Origin of the sequence: Coprococcus sp. AF21-14LB (assembly GCF_003458885.1) — a bacterium.
In the GTDB taxonomy this organism is placed as follows: domain Bacteria; phylum Bacillota; class Clostridia; order Lachnospirales; family Lachnospiraceae; genus UBA9414.
The window spans coordinates 15,968-34,500 of record NZ_QRVX01000027.1 but is presented as its reverse complement, the minus strand read 5'-3'; the positions used below and the strand labels follow the sequence as shown (position 1 = coordinate 34,500).

The 18,533-nt window shown below is 38.0% G+C and carries 19 protein-coding genes and 5 pseudogenes; 21 read left to right on the top strand and 3 right to left on the bottom strand.

Going from position 1 to position 18,533, the window contains the following annotated elements; all coding sequences use genetic code 11:
- Window positions 1-611: 611 nt before the first annotated feature.
- The 8 genes and pseudogenes from DWX73_RS08155 to DWX73_RS08125 all read left to right on the top strand — a co-directional run.
- A pseudogene (locus tag DWX73_RS08155) lies at window positions 612-1,385 on the top strand (phospholipase D-like domain-containing protein); the annotation flags it as partial.
- Window positions 1,386-1,642: 257 nt separating this feature from the next.
- Complete coding sequence (locus tag DWX73_RS13550) at window positions 1,643-1,810, top strand: hypothetical protein (protein ID WP_158556836.1); 168 nt, start codon at window positions 1,643-1,645, stop codon at window positions 1,808-1,810.
- Window positions 1,811-1,922: 112 nt separating this feature from the next.
- A complete protein-coding gene (locus tag DWX73_RS08150) occupies window positions 1,923-2,504 on the top strand; it encodes a TnpV protein (protein ID WP_118348334.1) in 582 nt (193 codons plus the stop codon).
- 4 nt (window positions 2,505-2,508) lie between these two features.
- A complete protein-coding gene (locus DWX73_RS08145; RefSeq protein ID WP_118348333.1) occupies window positions 2,509-2,697 on the top strand; it encodes a hypothetical protein in 189 nt (62 codons plus the stop codon).
- 62 nt (window positions 2,698-2,759) lie between these two features.
- Window positions 2,760-2,972 (top strand): excisionase, encoded by a 213-nt coding sequence (locus tag DWX73_RS08140; protein ID WP_118348332.1) that lies wholly within the window; start codon window positions 2,760-2,762, stop codon window positions 2,970-2,972.
- A gap of 138 nt (window positions 2,973-3,110) precedes the next feature.
- Window positions 3,111-4,360, top strand: a pseudogene (locus DWX73_RS08135) (tyrosine-type recombinase/integrase).
- Between the two features lie 32 nt (window positions 4,361-4,392).
- Window positions 4,393-4,865, top strand: a pseudogene (locus tag DWX73_RS08130) (low molecular weight protein-tyrosine-phosphatase).
- Window positions 4,866-4,887: 22 nt separating this feature from the next.
- Window positions 4,888-5,085: a DUF6472 family protein gene (locus DWX73_RS08125; protein ID WP_118348331.1), complete on the top strand. Its 198-nt coding sequence runs from the start codon at window positions 4,888-4,890 to the stop codon at window positions 5,083-5,085.
- Window positions 5,086-5,314: 229 nt separating this feature from the next.
- On the opposite strand, the gene DWX73_RS08120 is transcribed toward DWX73_RS08125, so the two are convergent.
- Entirely contained in the window at window positions 5,315-6,148 is an 834-nt protein-coding gene (locus tag DWX73_RS08120) for a hypothetical protein (protein ID WP_118348330.1), read from the bottom strand.
- A 295-nt stretch (window positions 6,149-6,443) separates the two neighbouring features.
- Here DWX73_RS08120 and DWX73_RS08115 point away from each other — a divergent pair, with 295 nt between their 5' ends.
- The 12 genes and pseudogenes from DWX73_RS08115 to DWX73_RS08055 all read left to right on the top strand — a co-directional run bounded on the left by DWX73_RS08115 (window position 6,444) and on the right by DWX73_RS08055 (window position 16,938).
- Window positions 6,444-7,232: an alpha/beta hydrolase gene (locus tag DWX73_RS08115; RefSeq protein ID WP_118348329.1), complete on the top strand. Its 789-nt coding sequence runs from the start codon at window positions 6,444-6,446 to the stop codon at window positions 7,230-7,232.
- 93 nt (window positions 7,233-7,325) lie between these two features.
- A complete protein-coding gene (gene guaA / locus DWX73_RS08110; protein ID WP_118348328.1) occupies window positions 7,326-8,633 on the top strand; it encodes a glutamine-hydrolyzing GMP synthase in 1,308 nt (435 codons plus the stop codon).
- A 246-nt stretch (window positions 8,634-8,879) separates the two neighbouring features.
- Window positions 8,880-8,987 (top strand): annotated as a pseudogene (locus tag DWX73_RS14020) (TnpV protein); the annotation flags it as partial.
- 148 nt (window positions 8,988-9,135) lie between these two features.
- Window positions 9,136-9,570 carry an NUDIX hydrolase gene (locus DWX73_RS08095; protein ID WP_118348337.1) on the top strand — a complete coding sequence of 145 codons (435 nt, stop codon included), beginning with the start codon at window positions 9,136-9,138 and terminating at the stop codon, window positions 9,568-9,570.
- Between the two features lie 596 nt (window positions 9,571-10,166).
- Complete coding sequence (locus tag DWX73_RS08090) at window positions 10,167-10,664, top strand: RNA polymerase sigma factor (RefSeq protein WP_118348327.1); 498 nt, start codon at window positions 10,167-10,169, stop codon at window positions 10,662-10,664.
- Window positions 10,651-10,788 carry a zf-HC2 domain-containing protein gene (locus DWX73_RS08085; protein WP_118348326.1) on the top strand — a complete coding sequence of 46 codons (138 nt, stop codon included), beginning with the start codon at window positions 10,651-10,653 and terminating at the stop codon, window positions 10,786-10,788. Before DWX73_RS08090 ends, DWX73_RS08085 begins: the two co-directional genes overlap by 14 nt.
- On the top strand, window positions 10,785-11,300 hold the full coding sequence (locus tag DWX73_RS08080) for a hypothetical protein (RefSeq protein WP_118348325.1): 516 nt from the start codon (window positions 10,785-10,787) through the stop codon (window positions 11,298-11,300). The genes DWX73_RS08085 and DWX73_RS08080 overlap by 4 nt, the downstream gene beginning before the upstream one ends.
- A gap of 1 nt (window position 11,301) precedes the next feature.
- Window positions 11,302-13,353 (top strand): hypothetical protein, encoded by a 2,052-nt coding sequence (locus DWX73_RS08075; protein WP_118348324.1) that lies wholly within the window; start codon window positions 11,302-11,304, stop codon window positions 13,351-13,353.
- Between the two features lies 1 nt (window position 13,354).
- Window positions 13,355-13,873: an ATP-binding cassette domain-containing protein gene (locus tag DWX73_RS08070; RefSeq protein ID WP_330413560.1), complete on the top strand. Its 519-nt coding sequence runs from the start codon at window positions 13,355-13,357 to the stop codon at window positions 13,871-13,873.
- Between the two features lie 304 nt (window positions 13,874-14,177).
- Window positions 14,178-15,068: an AraC family transcriptional regulator gene (locus DWX73_RS08065; protein ID WP_118348323.1), complete on the top strand. Its 891-nt coding sequence runs from the start codon at window positions 14,178-14,180 to the stop codon at window positions 15,066-15,068.
- A gap of 95 nt (window positions 15,069-15,163) precedes the next feature.
- Window positions 15,164-16,365 (top strand): annotated as a pseudogene (locus DWX73_RS15535) (MFS transporter).
- Window positions 16,366-16,386: 21 nt separating this feature from the next.
- Window positions 16,387-16,938, top strand: a complete 552-nt coding sequence (locus DWX73_RS08055) for a GNAT family N-acetyltransferase (RefSeq protein ID WP_118348336.1) — start codon at window positions 16,387-16,389, stop codon at window positions 16,936-16,938.
- 21 nt (window positions 16,939-16,959) lie between these two features.
- Here DWX73_RS08055 and DWX73_RS08050 read toward each other — a convergent pair whose 3' ends face one another.
- Together DWX73_RS08050 and DWX73_RS08045 are read right to left on the bottom strand one after the other, a co-directional pair.
- Window positions 16,960-17,592, bottom strand: coding sequence for an SdpI family protein (locus DWX73_RS08050; RefSeq protein WP_118348322.1), 633 nt, complete (start codon window positions 17,590-17,592; stop codon window positions 16,960-16,962).
- Window positions 17,592-17,861 (bottom strand): autorepressor SdpR family transcription factor, encoded by a 270-nt coding sequence (locus DWX73_RS08045; RefSeq protein WP_118348321.1) that lies wholly within the window; start codon window positions 17,859-17,861, stop codon window positions 17,592-17,594. Before DWX73_RS08045 ends, DWX73_RS08050 begins: the two co-directional genes overlap by 1 nt.
- A gap of 178 nt (window positions 17,862-18,039) precedes the next feature.
- On the opposite strand from DWX73_RS08045, the gene DWX73_RS15755 reads away from it, so the two are divergent.
- Window positions 18,040-18,525, top strand: a complete 486-nt coding sequence (locus DWX73_RS15755; RefSeq protein WP_330413557.1) for a radical SAM protein — start codon at window positions 18,040-18,042, stop codon at window positions 18,523-18,525.
- Window positions 18,526-18,533 lie beyond the last annotated feature (8 nt).

Genomic DNA, 18,533 nt, shown 5'->3' with positions numbered 1-18,533 from the left:
GTGCTTTGTAGTATAGCTTCTTGAAACTATTATTGCACAGAGTAAGGAGATTGAAAATCTTTCATTACTATTTGTGCCGCCGACTGAAAGGCGGCGGAATGGAGATTAAAATGGTACAGATTGGAGAAGAAGCGAATTAGTAGGGAGGAATGGGAAAAGGTTATGTATGAGATGGATGGTGGAGATGTAGCGTTTGAAGAAATGAGGTAAAGGGATAGCTTTTGGATGTGCAGTTCAAGAGCTATCATTTTTTTATAACGAATCATAGAGTATGCCAATTTGGAGTAACTGTTTTGGGTTTGGAAAGATAAAACATATTTTGTGGAGTTGTACCTTTTAAAATCTATAATATTGAAATTGAATATTGCAATTTTCAAAATTCAATTGAGCATATCTTAGTAAAGTGCTAAGATATGTGTAATGATTTTATTGATTCCGCAGAAAATAGGAGAGAGCAGTTTGAACTTGAAAAATATATCAGGCAGGGAGAGACAGAAGAGTCAATCAAACATTTGGCTTGAAAGAAGAGATGCTTCTAAGATGAAATTGATAAGGACAATACTGTTCTTTGTCGATAAATATAAATTACACTTATGGAGTGTATGTGGATTATGAGGGATGAAAGAATTATTCAATTAAAACAAGGCTTAACAACAGCTTTTATAAATCAAAATACTTTATCAAATCTGGCCTATAAGCCACAGTTTGTATCGAACAACTACAAAGAAGGGCGAAAGGTTATCTCATCTATTGAAGATGAGCTTTTGTCATGCGAAGAATTTGCCATTAGTGTTGCATTTATCACTGTGGGAGGGATTACACCACTTCTTCAAACGCTAAGAGAATTAGAGCAGCGAAATATTCCAGGAAAAATTCTTACAACAGATTATTTAACTTTCAGCGATCCGAAGGCGCTTCGTATCCTTGCAAACTTTACAAATATTGAGCTGAAAATGTTTGTAACAGAGAATGCGAAAGAGGGATTCCATACAAAAGGTTATATTTTCAAGAAAGAAGAAATGTACCGAATTATTGTCGGAAGTTCTAATATGACCCTTAGTGCGCTTACAACAAATCGTGAATGGAATACAAAGATTGTTTCTACAGAACAAGGTGAATATACACAGAATGTTGTAGCGGAATTCGAACAGTTGTGGAATGCGCAGCAATCCTTATCGTTCGAGCAGTTCATTGAAGCTTACACGAATGTTTATACAAAGAATAAGATTATCCAGAGACAGAAAGAAATTGCGAAACAAGCGGAAGTTCCAGCTTTTGATGTATATCGTCTGCAACCAAATTCTATGCAAGTGGGCTTTATAAATAATCTTCGAAGGATTTACGAATCTGGCGAAGATAGAGCGTTGTTGATTTCTGCGACAGGGGAACGTGGTATATTTGTGACAGGTGGAAGAAACCCAGGATTTACAAGGGTTTCGGAAGCCTGGTCCTAGACGTTTCCATGTGATAAATGTCCGGATTGGCTCCGGATGGGAAAACTTAACAGGTATTTTTACTGATAGGACTAAATTGACACAGAGAATCGAAGATTTAATCGGTTCCATATTGAAGTCAATATGGTCTTATTTTTTATACCCTTTTTTCAGGTGGCTCCCGATGGGTGGAAAGGAGAGTTGAATTTATGATTTTAGAATTTATTGGCAGAGTTTTACTGAATGTTTTAAAGGCTATGGTATGGCTTGTGTTGTTCCTGCTTCGGTGTGTACTGGAACTGGCGAAACTGACATTATTGGTGTTTGGGCTAGTTGCAAGAGTATTTCTTGTGTTTGCTAAGGCAGCAGTCGATTAGGAAGGATTGGTGATTTTTGTGTGTTCTGGCGTTACAGATAATTTAACTGTCAGGTGTGGACAGCATTTATACATAGCTTCGCAAGAGGCAATGAGAAAGGAGGATTTTCTGCATGGCAGAACATTTGAGAGCAGTAACTCTCCGCGGGCTGGCGTTAAGGCAAATAACGATGTTTTTAAGGCGCAAGGCGCAGAAAGAATTTTTTATGGAAGAAAAAGCAAAGGTGACTGCAGCACCTACAATTGCAGAACAGTGTGGTATTAAGTACAAAGAGGTGGATGGATTGTTTTATCCGATTTTGGGAGAGTCGGATCCGAGAAGTTATGCAAGTCTTGGAAAGTATGGACACCGTTATCTCAGAGTTTTGATGGAGAATGACCGTTATCTGTATAACAAGTATTTTATGCAAGGGGTACTTTTTGATAAAGCAGCGGAATATGAGAATTATGCATGGCAACTGTATGACACTGTTTTACAGGGAATAAGCAAGGTAAGAGGAATTGGTTTGGATACTTTGGAAGAAAAAGGATTTCAGGTAACATTTCAGGAAAACATGCAGGCGGCAATGACAGCAGATGAGATTGTAACAGAGGATTTGTTTGCAACAATTGATTACAACAAGCGTGTACGTCTGGAACATGCAAAGGAAAATATCGCGTTTGAACATGCGGAGACACAGAGAATAGAGGCATGAGTTTATGGAAGAGAAAAGAATTTATTATGTGGGAATTGACCACGGGAATCATTTGATGAAAACATCAAACCATGTGTTTGAGAATGGTGTGGAAAGGCAGGCTGTAAAGCTACTTGAGGTATTTTTTGTTGTCAATTTCTTGGCTTATTTAAAGTATACAGGAAGCTTTTTTGATTTTAAAATCCCAAAGTAGTCATTAGGTGGTTTGTTTGGCTTTTATGATTCCTTCAAAAGCAGAAGGAGGTACAGAAAATAATGGTAGGAAAAGACGCAGTATTGCCCTGGTGGCAAAAGTACACATTGACGCCAGAAGAAGCCGCAGAGTATTTCGGGCTCAGCTATAAGAAGCTTCGCATATTCTGCAAAGAGCATGCCGATGAAGATTTTCTTATATGGAATGGTAATCGTGCTCTTATTAAACGTGAGCAATTTGAAAAGTATGTGGACAGTCAGATGAATGCCATCTGACGGGAAGAATTTTTCAAATTATGGTAGCCGAAGAGCCTTGTTTGTGATATCCTTTTTAAGGACATGGGCGCATACATTCCCATGTTCATCATAAAAGTAATTGTCAGCAGGGCTCTCCCAAGTGAAAGGAGAGACGATATGAGCGAAAAACGACGCGATAATAAGAATCGAATTCTTCGCACAGGAGAGAGCCAAAGGCCTGATGGTAAATATATGTATCGCTATGTGGATGCCAATGGCAAGACACAGTGCTGTACAGCTGGAAACTGGTGAGGACAGATACAGTACCGGAAGGCAAAAAAGATAATGGAGCACTGAGAGATTTAGAAAAGAAGGCTCAGTGGGATATTGATGATGACATCATTCCTGAGGGTGATGGTCATACGGTACTCAGCCTGGTGAAAAAGTATATTTCCCAGAAGACAGGAGTTAAGAATACCACACGAGCAGGATATGAAACTGTCATCAATGTACTGAAAGCAGATCCTTTTGGAAGCAGGCGTATTGATAAAGTGAAATTTTCTGATGCAAAAGCGTGGTTGATCAAGCTGCAGCAGGAAGACAAAAAGAGCTTTTCTACTATTCATACCATTCGAGGTGTGGTGAGACCTGCATTTCAGATGGCAGTAGATGATGACTTGTTAAGGAAGAATCCTTTTCAGTTTCAGCTGGCAACCGTTCTGGTGAACGACTCAGTGACTCGTGAAGCGATTACAAAAAAGGAAGAAAGAACTTTCTTGAATTTCATTAAGAACGACACACATTACCGCAAGTATTATGATGGAATGTACATCCTGTTCAAGACCGGGATGCGTATTTCGGAATTTACAGGACTGACGTTATCGGATCTGGATTTTGAGAACAGAACCATCAATATTGATCATCAGCTCCAGAAGACGGGAACCTTGGTGTACATTGATACCACCAAAACTTATGCCGGTAAACGGGTGATTCCGATGACGGATGATGTGTATGAGGCATTCAAGAATATTCTGGCTGCAAGACCGAAGCTGAAAGTTGAGCTGATGATTGATGGCTATTCTGGTTTTCTCTGCTTTGATAAGGATAAGAAGCCGATGGTAGCAATGCATTGGGAAAAGTATTTCCAGCACGCTGTAGACAAGTACAACAGTATTTATCGAGTACAGCTTCCGAAGATCACACCGCATGTGTGCCGCCATACTTACTGCAGTAATATGGCGAAGTCAGGTATGAATCCAAAGGTGCTCCAATATTTGATGGGGCATAGTGATATCTCCGTGACCTTGAATACTTACACACATTTAAAATTGGATGATGCGAAGGAAGAGGTGGAGAAGCTGGCTAGAGCACAGGAAGCGGCAGAAGCGAAAATCGCGCAAACCCGCATAAAACCTAGAAAAAATTAAGATAAACCGAGATAAATCAGGAGAAAAATTTTATGATAAAAGTACTTTTCATCTGCTACGGCAACATCTGCCGTTCGACTATGGCAGAGTATGTTTTTAAAGATATGATTAAAAAGAAAAATATTGACGATAAATTTTATGTTGATTCAGCTGCGACCAGCCGCGAAGAAATTGGCAATCCGGTTCACTATGGAACAAGGAAAAAGCTAGAGGAACAGGGGATTTATTGTGGAGATCACCGGGCAAGGCAGATAACCAAAGCAGACTATGAGGAATATGATTACCTTATAGGAATGGATGAGCGAATATTCGCAATATGCACAGAATGCTTGGCACGGATCCGGATAAGAAGATGTATAAACTTCTTGATTTTACAGCACGCAAAGGAAATATTGCAGATCCGTGGTACACAGGTAATTTTGATGAGACTTATAAAGATGTTGTGGACGGATGCGAAGGATTGCTGTGTTTTCTGCAGGAGAAATACGGATATTTTTCATTATAAGTTTTGAAACAGAGGGATGTTTATGAATAAAGGAACTAAGAAAGTCGTGACAAATTGTGAGTGTTGCAGCAATTATGTGTACGATGAAGACTATGAGTATTATATTTGTGAAGTGAATTTGGATGAGGATGAAATGATGCGCTTTATGACAAATTCTGTGCGGGAATGTCCTTATTTCCAACTGGATGATGAATATAAGATTGTGAGAAAACAAATGTAATTTTGACTATCTGTCATTCATGGATGCAAGAGATTTTATACTTTACAAGAATTCTGCCCGCCCAATGCTTAGGTAAGCTGCAATTTATAAATAGATTGTTTGGTGGGGACAGATAATATATAGATGGGGCTGATGCGAGATCATTAGAAATGATTTGAACCGGAAAGGTTTTTGCATCAGCCTCATTTTAAATAGAATATATTTAAAGTATTGTGTTTAAAGTTAATGATTAGTTTGCGGCAGAGCCTTTGACAAGGAAACGATAGACAACGGTTCCATATTCCCAAGTACCTTCTGCTTCATATATTATATCGTCTGATGAGTCTGCAATATTAATTATGAATCCCTGGTCATTGCTTTCTACAGAGATATCCTCTGAAGAAGACAGGTCAGAACTGAGTTTCTTTACAGAAAGAGTATCCGGGCGAGAAGAGAATAACAATGTCAAATGCTTATCCTCGGTATCGTTGATGATTTCCGGCAGTACGGCATCCGGAGAAGGATCCAGAATCTGGTTGGATGTATCGTCAGCGCTATTACCTCCGGTCCAGCGATAGGAAAATGGGTCTACGGAAGTAGAAACATATCCGAGAGACTGGGTATTTTCGATAGTGAGATATGGGATCTCGGAAGGATCTGATTCTGGATAGAGTTCATCAACAAGCGCCTGATATTTTTCAGCAAGGGCAGCGTCGCTGTCTTTGACGATGACAGCCTTAGATACGCCACTATACTGAGGAGGAATACTCATGGTCATCGCACCTTTTCCGTATAATTCAAGTGTAGAACCAGCCTCTAGATCAAAGCGTGAAATTTTGTTACCTTCCTGATCATACAGTTTATCTTCCGGAATCTCAGCAAGAAACAGTGTATTCTGTTCAGGATCAGCAAAAATGTAATTGGAATTATTTTCTCCATAAGTGAGGTAGATACCGGTTACTTTTTCGGTATCATTAGACTCTTTGGTATTTTCTTTTTTGGCAGTGTTGGCAGTGGAGCACCCAACTGTTAGCATAAGCAATGTTGCTGCGAGTATAGCACTCCATAAATGTTTTTTGTTCATATACAAGAACCTCCTATATTTTTCGAATTTTAGTATATATATTATGAGTATTATTTTATCCAATTTGTTGCATTTCATTTTAAATTTTTTTATAGAAATTTTTATGGAGTTTCAAAATGGGCAAAATTTTTGCTGATATGATGTAAAATGCCAGAAAAATTTTGGGATTTCTTATTTTTATCGTAGAAATCTTTAGACAAATCGATTATAATAACAAATATGAAAGTAACTCCGGAAGAAATACCGGAGTATTATTGTTTTAAGATTCATAAAACATTGAAGGAGAGACGAAAAGATGGCTTTATTGCATGTGAATTGTTTTTCAGATGTTCTTGGCAAATGTGTGAATCTGGACGTAATCTTACCACAGCGGACGAAAGAGCAAATTGGGCTTTCAGGGGCAAAAAACGGAGGAAAATATCCGACGTTATATTTGCTTCATGGGATGTCGGATGATCATACTTGTTGGAATCGGCGAACATCAATCGAGCGCTATGTCAGCAGTCTTGGAATTGCAGTAGTAATGCCGAATGCGGATTTGAGTTGGTATACGGATACGGCTTATGGGCAGAAATACTGGAAGTATATGGCGGAGGAGCTTCCGGCTCTTTGCAGGGAGTTTTTCCCCAATATGTCGGATAAGCGAGAAGAGACGTTTGTTGCAGGAAATTCGATGGGAGGCTATGGGGCATTCAAGCTTGCGCTTACTAAGCCGGAGACATTTGGATATGCGGCAGGACTTTCGGCTGCACTAGATGTTCAAGATGTGTTGGAGAGAAATATTAATGCTTCTATTGATGAAAGCTTTTGGACAGGCATTTTTGGCTCACTTTCTCAGGTGAAAGGTTCTGAAAATGATTTGCTGAAGCTGGCAGAGGAGCTTAAGAAATCTGGCAGACCACTCCCGAAGTTATACGAGTGCTGTGGTACAGAAGATTTTTTGTATGCGTCTCAGAAGAAGGCGGTAGAGCAGTTCAAGAAAATGGGATTTGATATAACTTATCGTGAATCAGCCGGAATCCATTGCTGGGATTTTTGGGATGTGGAAATCCAAAAAATTTTACGGTGGCTTCCGCTGTCGTAGAAGAAAAGATGCATTAATGTATTGCAGTCTGTTAAGTGAACAGATAGTAAAAAGCAACTGAATAAAAAATAATAAACAGGAAGGAATTAAAAAATGAAACAGGACATGATTGTTATCCTTGATTTAGGAAGTACAGAAAATACAGTATTGGCACGCCAGATTCGTGCGCTTGGCGTATACAGTGAGATTTATCCGCATGATATTACAGTGGAAGAATTGAAAAAACTGCCGAATGTGAAAGGAATTATTATTTATGGTGGTCCAAACCATATCGTTGATGGGGAGGAAATTGATGTTAACGCTGAGATTTATGAAGCAGGATATCCGGTTATGGCAGTAGCTCATGAGAAAGCGCTCTGTGAGACAAAGTTAGAGGCATTCCCAACATGTGAAGAAGAGACGATGGAACTTTTGAAGAAGTTTGTATTTGATACATGCCATGCGGAAGCAAACTGGAATATGAAGAATTTTATTGCAGACCAGATTGAACTGGTTCGCCAGCAAGTAGGAGATAAGAAAGTTCTTTTAGCATTATCCGGCGGTGTGGATAGTTCTGTTGTGGCAGCTCTTTTGATTAAGGCAATTGGCAAGCAGCTGACTTGTGTACATGTAAATCATGGTCTGATGAGAAAGGGAGAATCCGAGAGTGTTGTGGAACAGTTCCGCGATAAAATGGATGCAAATTTAGTTTATGTCGATGCAACAGAGCGCTTTTTAGGAAAACTGGAAAATGTTGCAGATCCGGAAGAAAAACGTAAGATCATCGGAGCAGAATTTATCCGTGTATTTGAAGAAGAAGCCCGTAAGTTAGAAGGCATTGACTTCCTTGGACAGGGAACAATTTATCCGGATATTGTAGAAAGCGGAACAAAGACAGCGAAGATGGTAAAATCCCACCACAATGTAGGAGGTCTTCCGGAGGATTTGCAGTTTGCACTGGTAGAGCCTTTGAAACAGTTATTCAAAGATGAAGTTCGCGCATGTGGAATAGAGCTTGGTCTTCCTGCTGATATGGTATATAGACAGCCGTTCCCGGGACCGGGACTTGGTGTAAGATGCCTCGGAGCGATTACAAGGGAGCGACTCGAAGCAGTGCGGGAATCAGATGCGATTCTTCGTGAAGAGTTTGCAAAAGCAGGTTTGGATAAAACTGTATGGCAGTATTTTACAGTTGTTCCGGACTTTAAATCAGTTGGTGTGCGTGACAATGCAAGAAGCTTTGAGTATCCGGTTATTATCCGTGCAGTAAATACAGTGGATGCTATGACAGCAACAATCGAGAAAATTGACTGGGATATTTTATTGAAGATTACAGACCGAATTATGAAAGAAGTTAAGAATGTAAATCGCGTCTGCTATGATATGAGTCCGAAACCGAATGCGACAATTGAATGGGAATAAAATAGTGAAAGCCGAAATCCTTTGAATTTACAAAGGAAATCGGCTTTTCTTTTTTGTTAATGGAACTAATATGGAACTAAAAACAATTTCAGCAAGCTGGCATGGCTATGTCGGAGATCATTCAGCCTAATCTTTTTCACTTCTCCGTCTTGCGTACCTCGTCTCATTTCATGCTCAAACTTGTGTTTAGTGTATGGAAATATCCTATCATGCTTATGTGGCTTATATAGCTTGGCTGATATAGAAGAACAGGCACAGGGGATCACAGAACAGTTAAAGGCAGAGGATACCTTAGAGTGGATCGGGAGAATGAATAATGTACAAGTGAGAGAGTGTGTGCGGATAAAGAAATGATTTATCAATAAGGAAAGTGATATGGTGGAAAGCAAGTCTGAAAACGGCTTGCTTTTCACTTTACGATGAAATTTGGAAGTTGTATAATTAAAAATAAAGAGAAAACAGATTGAAACTAAGTATAGATTTCATTAGTATGGGGGATTTTATGGTAGAAGTTAATTTTTATGATAATATAGATGATAAAATGCTGAAATTTGCTGTTATTATTTCTAAAACAAATGGAAAATGGGTATTTTGTAAGCATAAAGAAAGAGATACACTTGAAGTTCCAGGCGGGCATAGAGAAGATGGAGAAACAATTTTAGAAACTGCAAGACGTGAATTAAGAGAAGAAACTGGAGCAATAGATTTTATAATTGAACCAATTTGTATATATTCTGTTAAGGGTAAAACTAGAGTGAATGAAAATATTCATACAGAAACTTTTGGAATGCTATTTATGGCAAATATATTTAGCTTTGAGGAAATACATAGTGAGATAGAACGAATTGTAATTGTAGACAATTTAGTTGATAATTGGACATATCCATGTATTCAACCTAAATTAATCGAAGAAGCGAAGAATAGAGGATTTTTATAAAGGTAAATCTTAAAAGAAATTCCGGTGGAAACTCGTTTAGAAAGTCGGACAGAAATTCGGGGAGACGCTAACGGGATTTGTTAAACGACATTGGAGTATCGTAAAAACTCAGTGTTTATGCGGGTTTGCAGTATTTTCAAAAGTCTTTTCATAACAAATTGATAACAGTTACATAAGAGCTATTATTCTTGTAATCCGGTGGTTTTATGGTTAGAGAATGATTGACAGGCGGTTCTGAACGAATCCATATTATAAACTAAGCCCTTAGCTGTGGGTATGAAACTCATAGCTAAGGGCTTTTTGTCGTCTTTATGCTACTTGCTCAAAAATTTGTTTCTGCCAGTCAGCTAGGGAAAGGGCTGGATGAACAACTTGCGAAGTTTGTGGCGGAGCATACGGACACAGGAGCGCTTTGAAAGGATTGTAGAGGTGGAGATGATTTATACAGAATCTGTTTGAATTTCATAATCAGATATAATATGCAGTACTTGCGATTTCTTAACAAGTACAATAAACTTTTAGTTAGAAAATAATTTGATAAAAGTTTGTAACATTTTTTGAACTTGATAGTTAATAGAGTGAAAGGGGAGAGAGGCGTGGACTTCGAGCAAATTTATAAATTGTACTTTCGAGATGTTTTTTTGTATTTATGTAGTCTATCAGCGAATAAAGATATTGCTGAAGAAATAACACAAGAAACCTTCGCAAAAGTGTTAAAATCTATAGATACATTTGATGGAGCAAAGGATATTCGAGCATGGCTATTTACGATTGCTAAGAATACATATTATACATATTGTAAAAGGCGAAAAATTTATGCAGATGAGGAAATATCTGAAAATATTGCAGATGTGCAAATTGATTTAGCAAAGAAGTTTTCAGAGGAAGAAAACGCTTTTCTCATTCACCAATTTCTCCATAATATGAACGAACCATATAAAGAAGTGTTTAGTCTGCGGGTATTTGGCGAATTACCATTTGAAAAAATTGGGATATTGTTTGGGAAAAGTTCAAGCTGGGCAAGGGTAACTTTTTATAGGGCAAAAAAACAAATATTAGAATATATGGAGGCGATAGAGCATGAAAAAAATTAACTGTGATATTATTAAAGATGTCCTTCCTCTTTATTTAGATGATGTTGTAAGTAATGCCACAAAAGAAATGGTAGAGGAACATTTAAGTTTCTGTGATTCGTGTAGAAGGAAGCAGAAGAATTGAAACAAGATATTGTTTTACCGACAACTAAAAATATTCAGCTTTCTGAAGCTGAAGCATTCAAAAAACTGAAAGCTCATTTTATGAAAAAGAAAGTGATTATTTTTATAAGTACTATGATTGCTACTATTCTTCTTGTTGTAGGCCTATATTCTTATGCGACTTTGGCAAAAACTTTTATTCCGTATGATAATGAAATTATTTCTATTAACGAAATAGACGGAAAACTTTATGCTACTTATCAAGGTGAAAATTTAGGAGGAACAGTATCTTGTGCTCCCGAAACAGTTGTTATAAACGGAGAGGAAAAAAAGATAACGATATTCTACTATTATAAGACACCGTGGTCAGAATATATTCAACCTATCTTTGAAAGCGATAATTTTAGAGACACCTTTCTTATAGGCAAAACAGACGAAATTGATCAGATTTATTATGGGGAATTTCAGTTAGATGGTTCGGAACAAGACACAGCTTTGATAGCCGAAAATTCGGAGCTGATATGGGGAGATTAGTGTGAAAAAATCCAAATATATCATTGCATTTTTCTTATTTCTTGCTGCTTTTTTGTTTATTGGAGAAAGTTATACTTTCTTCTTGGAAAATTTTCAAGACAAATATACTCAAGTTGGATATTATCTTCCTACCGGTAAATCAGAAGAAAAAATGAATGAGCAGATACGGAAAAAAGCAGAAGAATTTAATACTGCCGTATTTGCATTGGACAAGGAAGATGGCGGTGCATTTTCACGAACAATTACGGTGTACGGAGATGAAACGGTTAAACAATATTTGAAAAAAGACTGGAATATTGAAAATGGAATTATAAAATCCTTCTTTTCGGGAACAACTGCTTTTTATTTTGAACCATTTGAAAACGCAACTGAAAAAAATATGCAGAATTGTTGGTATCTCAATAAATCACCTGAAGAGTTATACGATATGGTTTATCCGGATATGGTTGAGTATTCGGGGGCTTTTCGCAATGAGCCTACTGCTGCGACATCAAAATTTGTGGTAGGTGGAACGTGGGCAGTCGTATTGCTTTGCATCATTCTTTTAACACTATATGATGTTGCTTATGGAAAGAAAGAACAATCAATTCGTATTATTTTAGGTGCTGAAAACAGAGTTCTTCAATTTTATAAGATTTTCTCAGATGTAATCGGACTTTCTATATCAACGGTTTTGGCATTTATATTGTTATTGCCTTTTACTACGCCATCATTTGAGTTGCCGACAACTATCCTTTGTGTATTTATTATGTTGACAATAAATAGTGTACTTATTTGGTGTAGCATGAAGGTGAAGAAAATGACACCTATAAAGATACCGGTGTCTAACCGAGTATTAGTGATGGGGGCAGGATTAAAAGGACTTGTTGCAGTTTTAATGGTTGTTGTCATTTCCGTTACGATTGGTTTATCTGTTGAGGGATACAAACTGTATTCACAAAAGCAATATTATAATTCTCAGAAAAATCAGGTTCATGTGGATATTGATTATCCATATAGCTATGAAAAAATAGAATATTATGAGGGAGAAACGAGCGATAATCCACCGATTGACACAGTAGACCAAGTTACAGATAATTTTTTGCGATATAGTTATCAACACCTTGATTGCAGTTTACTTTATCATCATTCTTATGATGAAGTTGCCCCTTTGTATGGAGAAAAATATATTTACGCGAATTTGCAAGGTTTAGAGGAATATAAAGACCAAATTCTAAATTGGAACGAGCTGTGCAAAACAGAGGGGAATTATATATTGGTATCCGAAAAGATGAATCAGGAAGAGGTTCGGGAAGAATTATTGTCATTTTCCAATACAATTTCTTTATCTGAGGAAAATTTGGCGGGGATTTTGACTTATCAAGATGGTCTTTCTGTTGTTGCAGAAGGCAGGCGTGACAGCGAATATGACTATTCATATTGCATTAAAAATCCAATTATCATTCTTGATACTTATGATTACGGAAAATTGTCAACATATGAAGTTAAGTATTCCTTGCACAAAAGAGAAAAAATTGATGGAGTTATTTTCAATAATGCTCCGTATTTAATGCAATTTGTTTCAGTAAAAGATGACAGACAGAGCATTGAAAATTTTGCAAGTGTCTGTGCTGGAGAAGTGATAAAGCCGGAACTTACAGAGTTTTCTGTTGAAAATATCAGAGAATGGTTTCAAGGTTTGTGGTCATTACAAAACAGAAGTCTTCTTATTGCAATTATCTTAACTGTTTTGCTGCTGATTTTAGAGTTTCAAATTACAGCATTGATTTTAAGAATTGCGTATGAAACAAAAGCGAAAGAGCTGACAATTAAAAAGGTTTTAGGATATTCTATTTTTGAACGTTATCGGAAATTTTTCATTTTATCCGGTATATTGTGTGGATTTGCCTTGATTTTTTCACTCGTACTCTTCCTGATTACAGGAAGAGGCATGATTCCATATATGATTTATGGCAGCTTGATTGTTTGGTGTGTAGATTTGATGGTGTTGGTTCATCTTACACATAAATATGATCATCTTGAGATTCAAAGGGTTATCAAAGGAGGAATCTAAGATGAAGAAGTTTGTGGAAATAAAAAATGTAAATAAACATTTTGGGGAAAAGCGATTATTTGGTAATTTTTCATGTGACATGGAACAAGGCGATTTCGTGGTTATAACAGGCGCAAGCGGTTGTGGAAAAACAACATTGCTAAATATGATTGGCGGATTGGAACCTGTAACAAGCGGTAAGATTAGCGTTGCAGGATTGGAAATTACAAATCAAAAGAATCTACAAATATATTATCGTGATATTGTAGGTTTTGTTTTTCAGAACTTTGGATTGGTAGAGCAAAAAACGGTAGAAGAAAATCTAAAAATGATTCACAAAAAAGGAAAAACAGAAGTTTCTGTTCAAGAAGCGTTAAGGTCTGTTGGAATGGAAAAGGCGCTAAAACAAAAAGTATATTCTCTTTCCGGAGGAGAGCAACAGCGTATTGCATTAGCAAGATTGCGGCTGAAAAATTGCCAACTTATATTGGCTGATGAACAACCGGTTCGTTGGATAGGAAAAATGGACAGCTTGTTATGAAGATTTTGCATGAAATGAATGCAGAGGGAAAAACAGTAATTATGGTTACACATGATGAATCATTGATACAAGATACGGATAAAAGAATTTCATTATGATGTTGCCTTTCCAAGCAAAAACGCTTATAATTTGAGCCGGAATATATTGCTATTATCTGCAGTTACAGAGCGAATACTATCTAAAATAAGAATATTTGAAGTTCCTGCAATGCGTGGGAATAATCCCTCCAGATCCCACAATTTGTGGATAATGAAATGGAGTGGGATGTCTGGAGGCTAAATAATCATAAGGGAGCGTCAAAGATATGCCGATAATTCTTGATCATCAATTAAGAGAATATATACCGCACAATGCTATAGAATTTCCGATTACCTATTTTCATGATGAACTTGCTGATTTGCCTGACTGGGCAGGACCTTTACATTGGCATCCTGATTTTGAAATTGCAACGGCGGAATGCGGAACTTTAGATTATCAAGTCGGGGAGCAGCACATCATACTGGAAGCGGGCGATAGTGTATTTATTAATGGAAATATGCTGCATGGGATAAGACAGTTAGCCGGTACTGTGGCAGATCCGATGCCAAATATCGTATTTTCAGGAACACTTCTGGCTACGGAAGCAAGTACTATTTATCAAAAATACATACGTCCGATTATTCAATGCGATTCGTTGCCGTTTGTTGTATTTCGGCATCACGACCGTTTCCACAGCGAGATTAACTGTTTAATCAAAGACACTTACAGGAAAATGAGTGAGAAAGCCCCATGCTATGAATTGGCTGTACAGCGCAATATTAGCGGTATATTTGAATTTATATCCAGTAATTTCACAGAACTTTCGAAGGCGAAGGCAACACGGATACAGATCAATAATCAAATTCGTCTTCAAAAGATGCTGACGTATATCTATGAAAATTATGCTGAACCGGTAACGCTTGAGGACATTGCCAAAGCTGCAGATATTAGCCGCAGCGAAGCCGGGCGATGTTTTCAGACATATATGGGGTGTTCTCCGGTGGCTATGCTGATTCAATATAGACTTCAAATAGCTCGTCAGTTATTGCGTGAACAAACACAAACACTTCAACAGATCAGCTATGCCTGCGGTTTTAACTCGGTAAATTATTTTAGCCGTCAATTCAAAAAAAGATATGGATATGCTCCAAGTCAAAAGAGTGATATGGGTAAATAGTGCTTAATATTGGTTCTTTTGTGACTTTTTTAACAAGTGTCATGATGTTATGATTAGAATTAAGAAATTATTGTTTAAAAATGAAGGGAATCATCATGACAAAAGAAAAGAATTACAAAAAAACACTTATAGCCTGTTATCTTGGTTTTGTGACACAAGCTATATCTGCCAACTTTGCTCCACTATTATTTTTAACATTCAAAAACACTTACGGAATCACTCTTGAAAAGATTGCAATGATTCCTTTGGTATTTTATTTGACGCAATTGCTCGTTGATCTTGCGGCTACTAAATTTGCCGACAAAGTAGGCTACCGTATGTGCGTGGTTGCATCTCAGGTATTGTCATCGGTAGGTCTTGTGTTTATGGCAATTTTGCCGGAAGTGCTTCCTTTACCGTTTATGGGGATTTTGATTTCAGTAGTACTTTATGCTATAGGAAGCGGTCTTATTGAGGTTTTGGTAAGTCCTATCGTTGAAGCTTGTCCTTTTGAGAATAAAGATGGAATGATGAGTTTATTACATTCCTTCTATTGCTGGGGCGCAATGGGAGTTATTTTGGGTTCTACGCTCTTCTTTGTTGTATTTGGCGTAGAAAACTGGAAGATACTTACTTTTATCTGGCATTGGTGCCGCTCTATAACACATTTAACTTTATTCGCTGTCCGATCGAACGATTGATTGAAGACGGCAAGAGTATGGGTATTCGCAAACTGCTGAAAACACCGGTTTTCTGGTTGATGATAATACTTATGGTTTGTTCGGGAGCATCAGAAGCAACTATGGCACAATGGGCATCTGCATTTACCGAATCTGCTATCGGTGTATCTAAAACAGTCGGTGATTTAGCTGGACCGTGTTTGTTTGCAATGTTTATGGGGATATCCCGTATGCTGTACGGAAAGTTCAGTGAAAAACTTGATCTGATCAAGGTGATGCTGGGCTGTGGAATTATGTGTGCCGGATGTTATTTGGTGGCGTCCCTTTCCACGTTGCCGATTCTCGGACTTGCCGGCTGTGCTTTTTGTGGTTTGGCAGTTGGTATTATGTGGCCGGGATCTATCAGCATATCCTCGCAGAAATGTCCAAGAGGCGGTACTGCAATGTTCGCATTTCTGGCGTTAGCAGGAGATTTGGGCGCTATGGTAAGTCCTGCTATGGTAGGAAGTCTTTCTGAAATGGCAGGCGGTAATCTGAAAACAGGATTGCTTACAGCTACAATTTTCCCGGTTTTCCTAGTGTTTGGATTGCTGATTTTAAAGAAAAAAGTCGGGAAAGCAAGAAGCAGACAACAATAGATGAATTTGGAGGTGTGTGATATGATATTACATACAGAAAGGCTGCTATTACGTCCCTGGGACGTGTCTGATGCACAAAGCCTATATGAATACGCAAAAGATCCTGAGGTAGGACCGATTGCCGGATGGCCTCCCCATAAAAATGTAGAAGAAAGCCTGAGGGTTATTCAAAATGTTCTTAATAGTGCAGAATGTTATGCAATTTGTGAAAAATCTAATAACATCGCGATAGGATCTATCGAACTGAAATTAAACGGACATACCGATATGACAGATCGAGATGATGAATGTGAGCTGGGATATTGGCTTGGGAAACCGTTTTGGGGAAGAGGATATATGCCTGAAGCGGCAAAGGAACTGATACGATACGGTTTTGAAACTCTTAATATGTCTGCAATCTGGTGTGGATATTATGATGGCAATTATAAATCAAAGCGGGTACAGGAGAAACTGGGATTTGTTTACCATCATACTTGTAATGATGTGCCGGTTCCTTTGATGAATGAGACAAGGATTGGTCATACAAATTTGATGACAAAAGAACAGTGGATAGAAAAATGGCAGGGAATTTAGGATTTCCTGCCATTTTTCAATTTAAATACCTTTTTTAAACAATACAAAGGAATATATCATTGGTATGAAGGCCGCTATGAGGATAAATGGCAATGTAAGAAAAGCGGCACTTGGAATAAACGCAGTGACTGTCATAACAATTCCGGCCAGAATAAACAAGTATCCGGACAGATGGTGGGTGCGATTCCAGTTTTCTTCGCTGTTGAGCGTCCAGGGGAGTTTAATTCCCACGGTGTAATTTTGTTTGCATTTTGGAAGGTAGTTGCCAAGCGCGATCAGCAGCACACCGACCATTGCAGGTGTGATCCGGCTAATGGAAACTTTGTAGCCAAGTGCAAAAGCAAGAGTCAGAGTAGATACAACAAGTGAAACAACCGGGATACACCATTTGGAAACTATTAAAATACGGTTGTTGACATTTTTGCGTTTTGGATCATTATCCAAAACAATATTAAGGAAAATATTCAGTCCAGCCATGAGTGCCGGTAATCCGAAGCAGGCAAAAGCTTTGGATGAGTAGCCATTAGGTGTTCCGTCTGCGCCCCAGTGAGTAGCAATCTGCGCCGGAAGCTCCTGATAGACGAAGGCGGCAATGAGCATTGGCAGCAGACATACAAGTGTTGTAATAATCAGTAAGGTTTTCTTTGTTTTCATTATGAGTCCTCCTTAAATTGTGAAAACCATAGCATAATCTCTTCGAATACAGAGACGTTGATTTCATAATAGACATAATTTTTATATTTGGTTTCAGTTACTAATCCGGCTTTTTTTAATTGTGATAAATGATAGGAGATTGTTGCGTGTGTCATATCAAATTGTTCGGCAATCTCTCCGGCCGGAAGTTTTTTTCCGTCTTTTAGCATGAGAAGGATCTCACGCCGGACAGGATCGGAAAGTGCTTTGAAAGTATCGGCAAATGACAAATTCTCACCTCGTTTCGAACATAAATAAAACTATTTAGAAATATTTCTAAATATAATATATATCAGTAAAACGGAAAATGCAATATCTATTTAGAAAATTTTCTAAATAATAGACAATTTCCGCAGGTATGATATACTGAAAAGAGAAAATTTTGTTCAGAATCAGGGAGGTGTCTATATGCAGTATGAAGGTCAAATATGCAGACCGCCAATGGAACGTTCTTCCTATATGCTTCCGGTTGCGGTGGGCTGTTCTTATAATTTGTGTACATTTTGTACCCTGTTTAAACATTTGAAGTATCGGGAGATTCCGATGGAACAGATCGAAACGGAAATCCTGCGGGTAAAGGAAGCAGGAGGCAATCCGAAACAGATTTTTCTCGGAGATGGCAACGCATTTGGGATGTCGATGGAACGTTTGCTGAGGATTCTGGAACTGATTCATATACATTTCCCGGCATGTACGGAGATCAATATGGATGCGACAGTAACGAATCTTCGTGAAAAGAGCGATACAGAGCTGAAGCGTCTGTTTGAAGAAGGGGTTCGCAATCTTTATCTCGGAATAGAAAGCGGTTGTGATGATGTGCTTCGCTTTATGAAGAAGGATCATACGCTTACGGAAGCTTACCGGGAGATTGAAAGGGTTAAAACAGCTGGCTGATTTATAAC

What these genes read in the sequence shown, in the direction of transcription:
- DWX73_RS08150 (WP_118348334.1), top strand. Translation starts at nt 1,923, where the DNA reads ATGGCAGAACATTTGAGAGCAGTAACTCTCCGCGGGCTGGCGTTAAGG.
- DWX73_RS08120 (WP_118348330.1), bottom strand. Translation starts at nt 6,148, where the DNA reads ATGAACAAAAAACATTTATGGAGTGCTATACTCGCAGCAACATTGCTT.
- DWX73_RS08065 (WP_118348323.1), top strand. Translation starts at nt 14,178, where the DNA reads ATGCCGATAATTCTTGATCATCAATTAAGAGAATATATACCGCACAAT.
- DWX73_RS08070 (WP_330413560.1), top strand. Translation starts at nt 13,355, where the DNA reads ATGAAGAAGTTTGTGGAAATAAAAAATGTAAATAAACATTTTGGGGAA.
- DWX73_RS08145 (WP_118348333.1), top strand. Translation starts at nt 2,509, where the DNA reads ATGGAAGAGAAAAGAATTTATTATGTGGGAATTGACCACGGGAATCAT.
- guaA (WP_118348328.1), top strand. Translation starts at nt 7,326, where the DNA reads ATGAAACAGGACATGATTGTTATCCTTGATTTAGGAAGTACAGAAAAT.
- DWX73_RS08140 (WP_118348332.1), top strand. Translation starts at nt 2,760, where the DNA reads ATGGTAGGAAAAGACGCAGTATTGCCCTGGTGGCAAAAGTACACATTG.
- DWX73_RS08095 (WP_118348337.1), top strand. Translation starts at nt 9,136, where the DNA reads ATGGTAGAAGTTAATTTTTATGATAATATAGATGATAAAATGCTGAAA.
- DWX73_RS08125 (WP_118348331.1), top strand. Translation starts at nt 4,888, where the DNA reads ATGAATAAAGGAACTAAGAAAGTCGTGACAAATTGTGAGTGTTGCAGC.
- DWX73_RS08085 (WP_118348326.1), top strand. Translation starts at nt 10,651, where the DNA reads ATGAAAAAAATTAACTGTGATATTATTAAAGATGTCCTTCCTCTTTAT.
- DWX73_RS08115 (WP_118348329.1), top strand. Translation starts at nt 6,444, where the DNA reads ATGGCTTTATTGCATGTGAATTGTTTTTCAGATGTTCTTGGCAAATGT.
- DWX73_RS08055 (WP_118348336.1), top strand. Translation starts at nt 16,387, where the DNA reads ATGATATTACATACAGAAAGGCTGCTATTACGTCCCTGGGACGTGTCT.
- DWX73_RS13550 (WP_158556836.1), top strand. Translation starts at nt 1,643, where the DNA reads ATGATTTTAGAATTTATTGGCAGAGTTTTACTGAATGTTTTAAAGGCT.
- DWX73_RS15755 (WP_330413557.1), top strand. Translation starts at nt 18,040, where the DNA reads ATGCAGTATGAAGGTCAAATATGCAGACCGCCAATGGAACGTTCTTCC.
- DWX73_RS08050 (WP_118348322.1), bottom strand. Translation starts at nt 17,592, where the DNA reads ATGAAAACAAAGAAAACCTTACTGATTATTACAACACTTGTATGTCTG.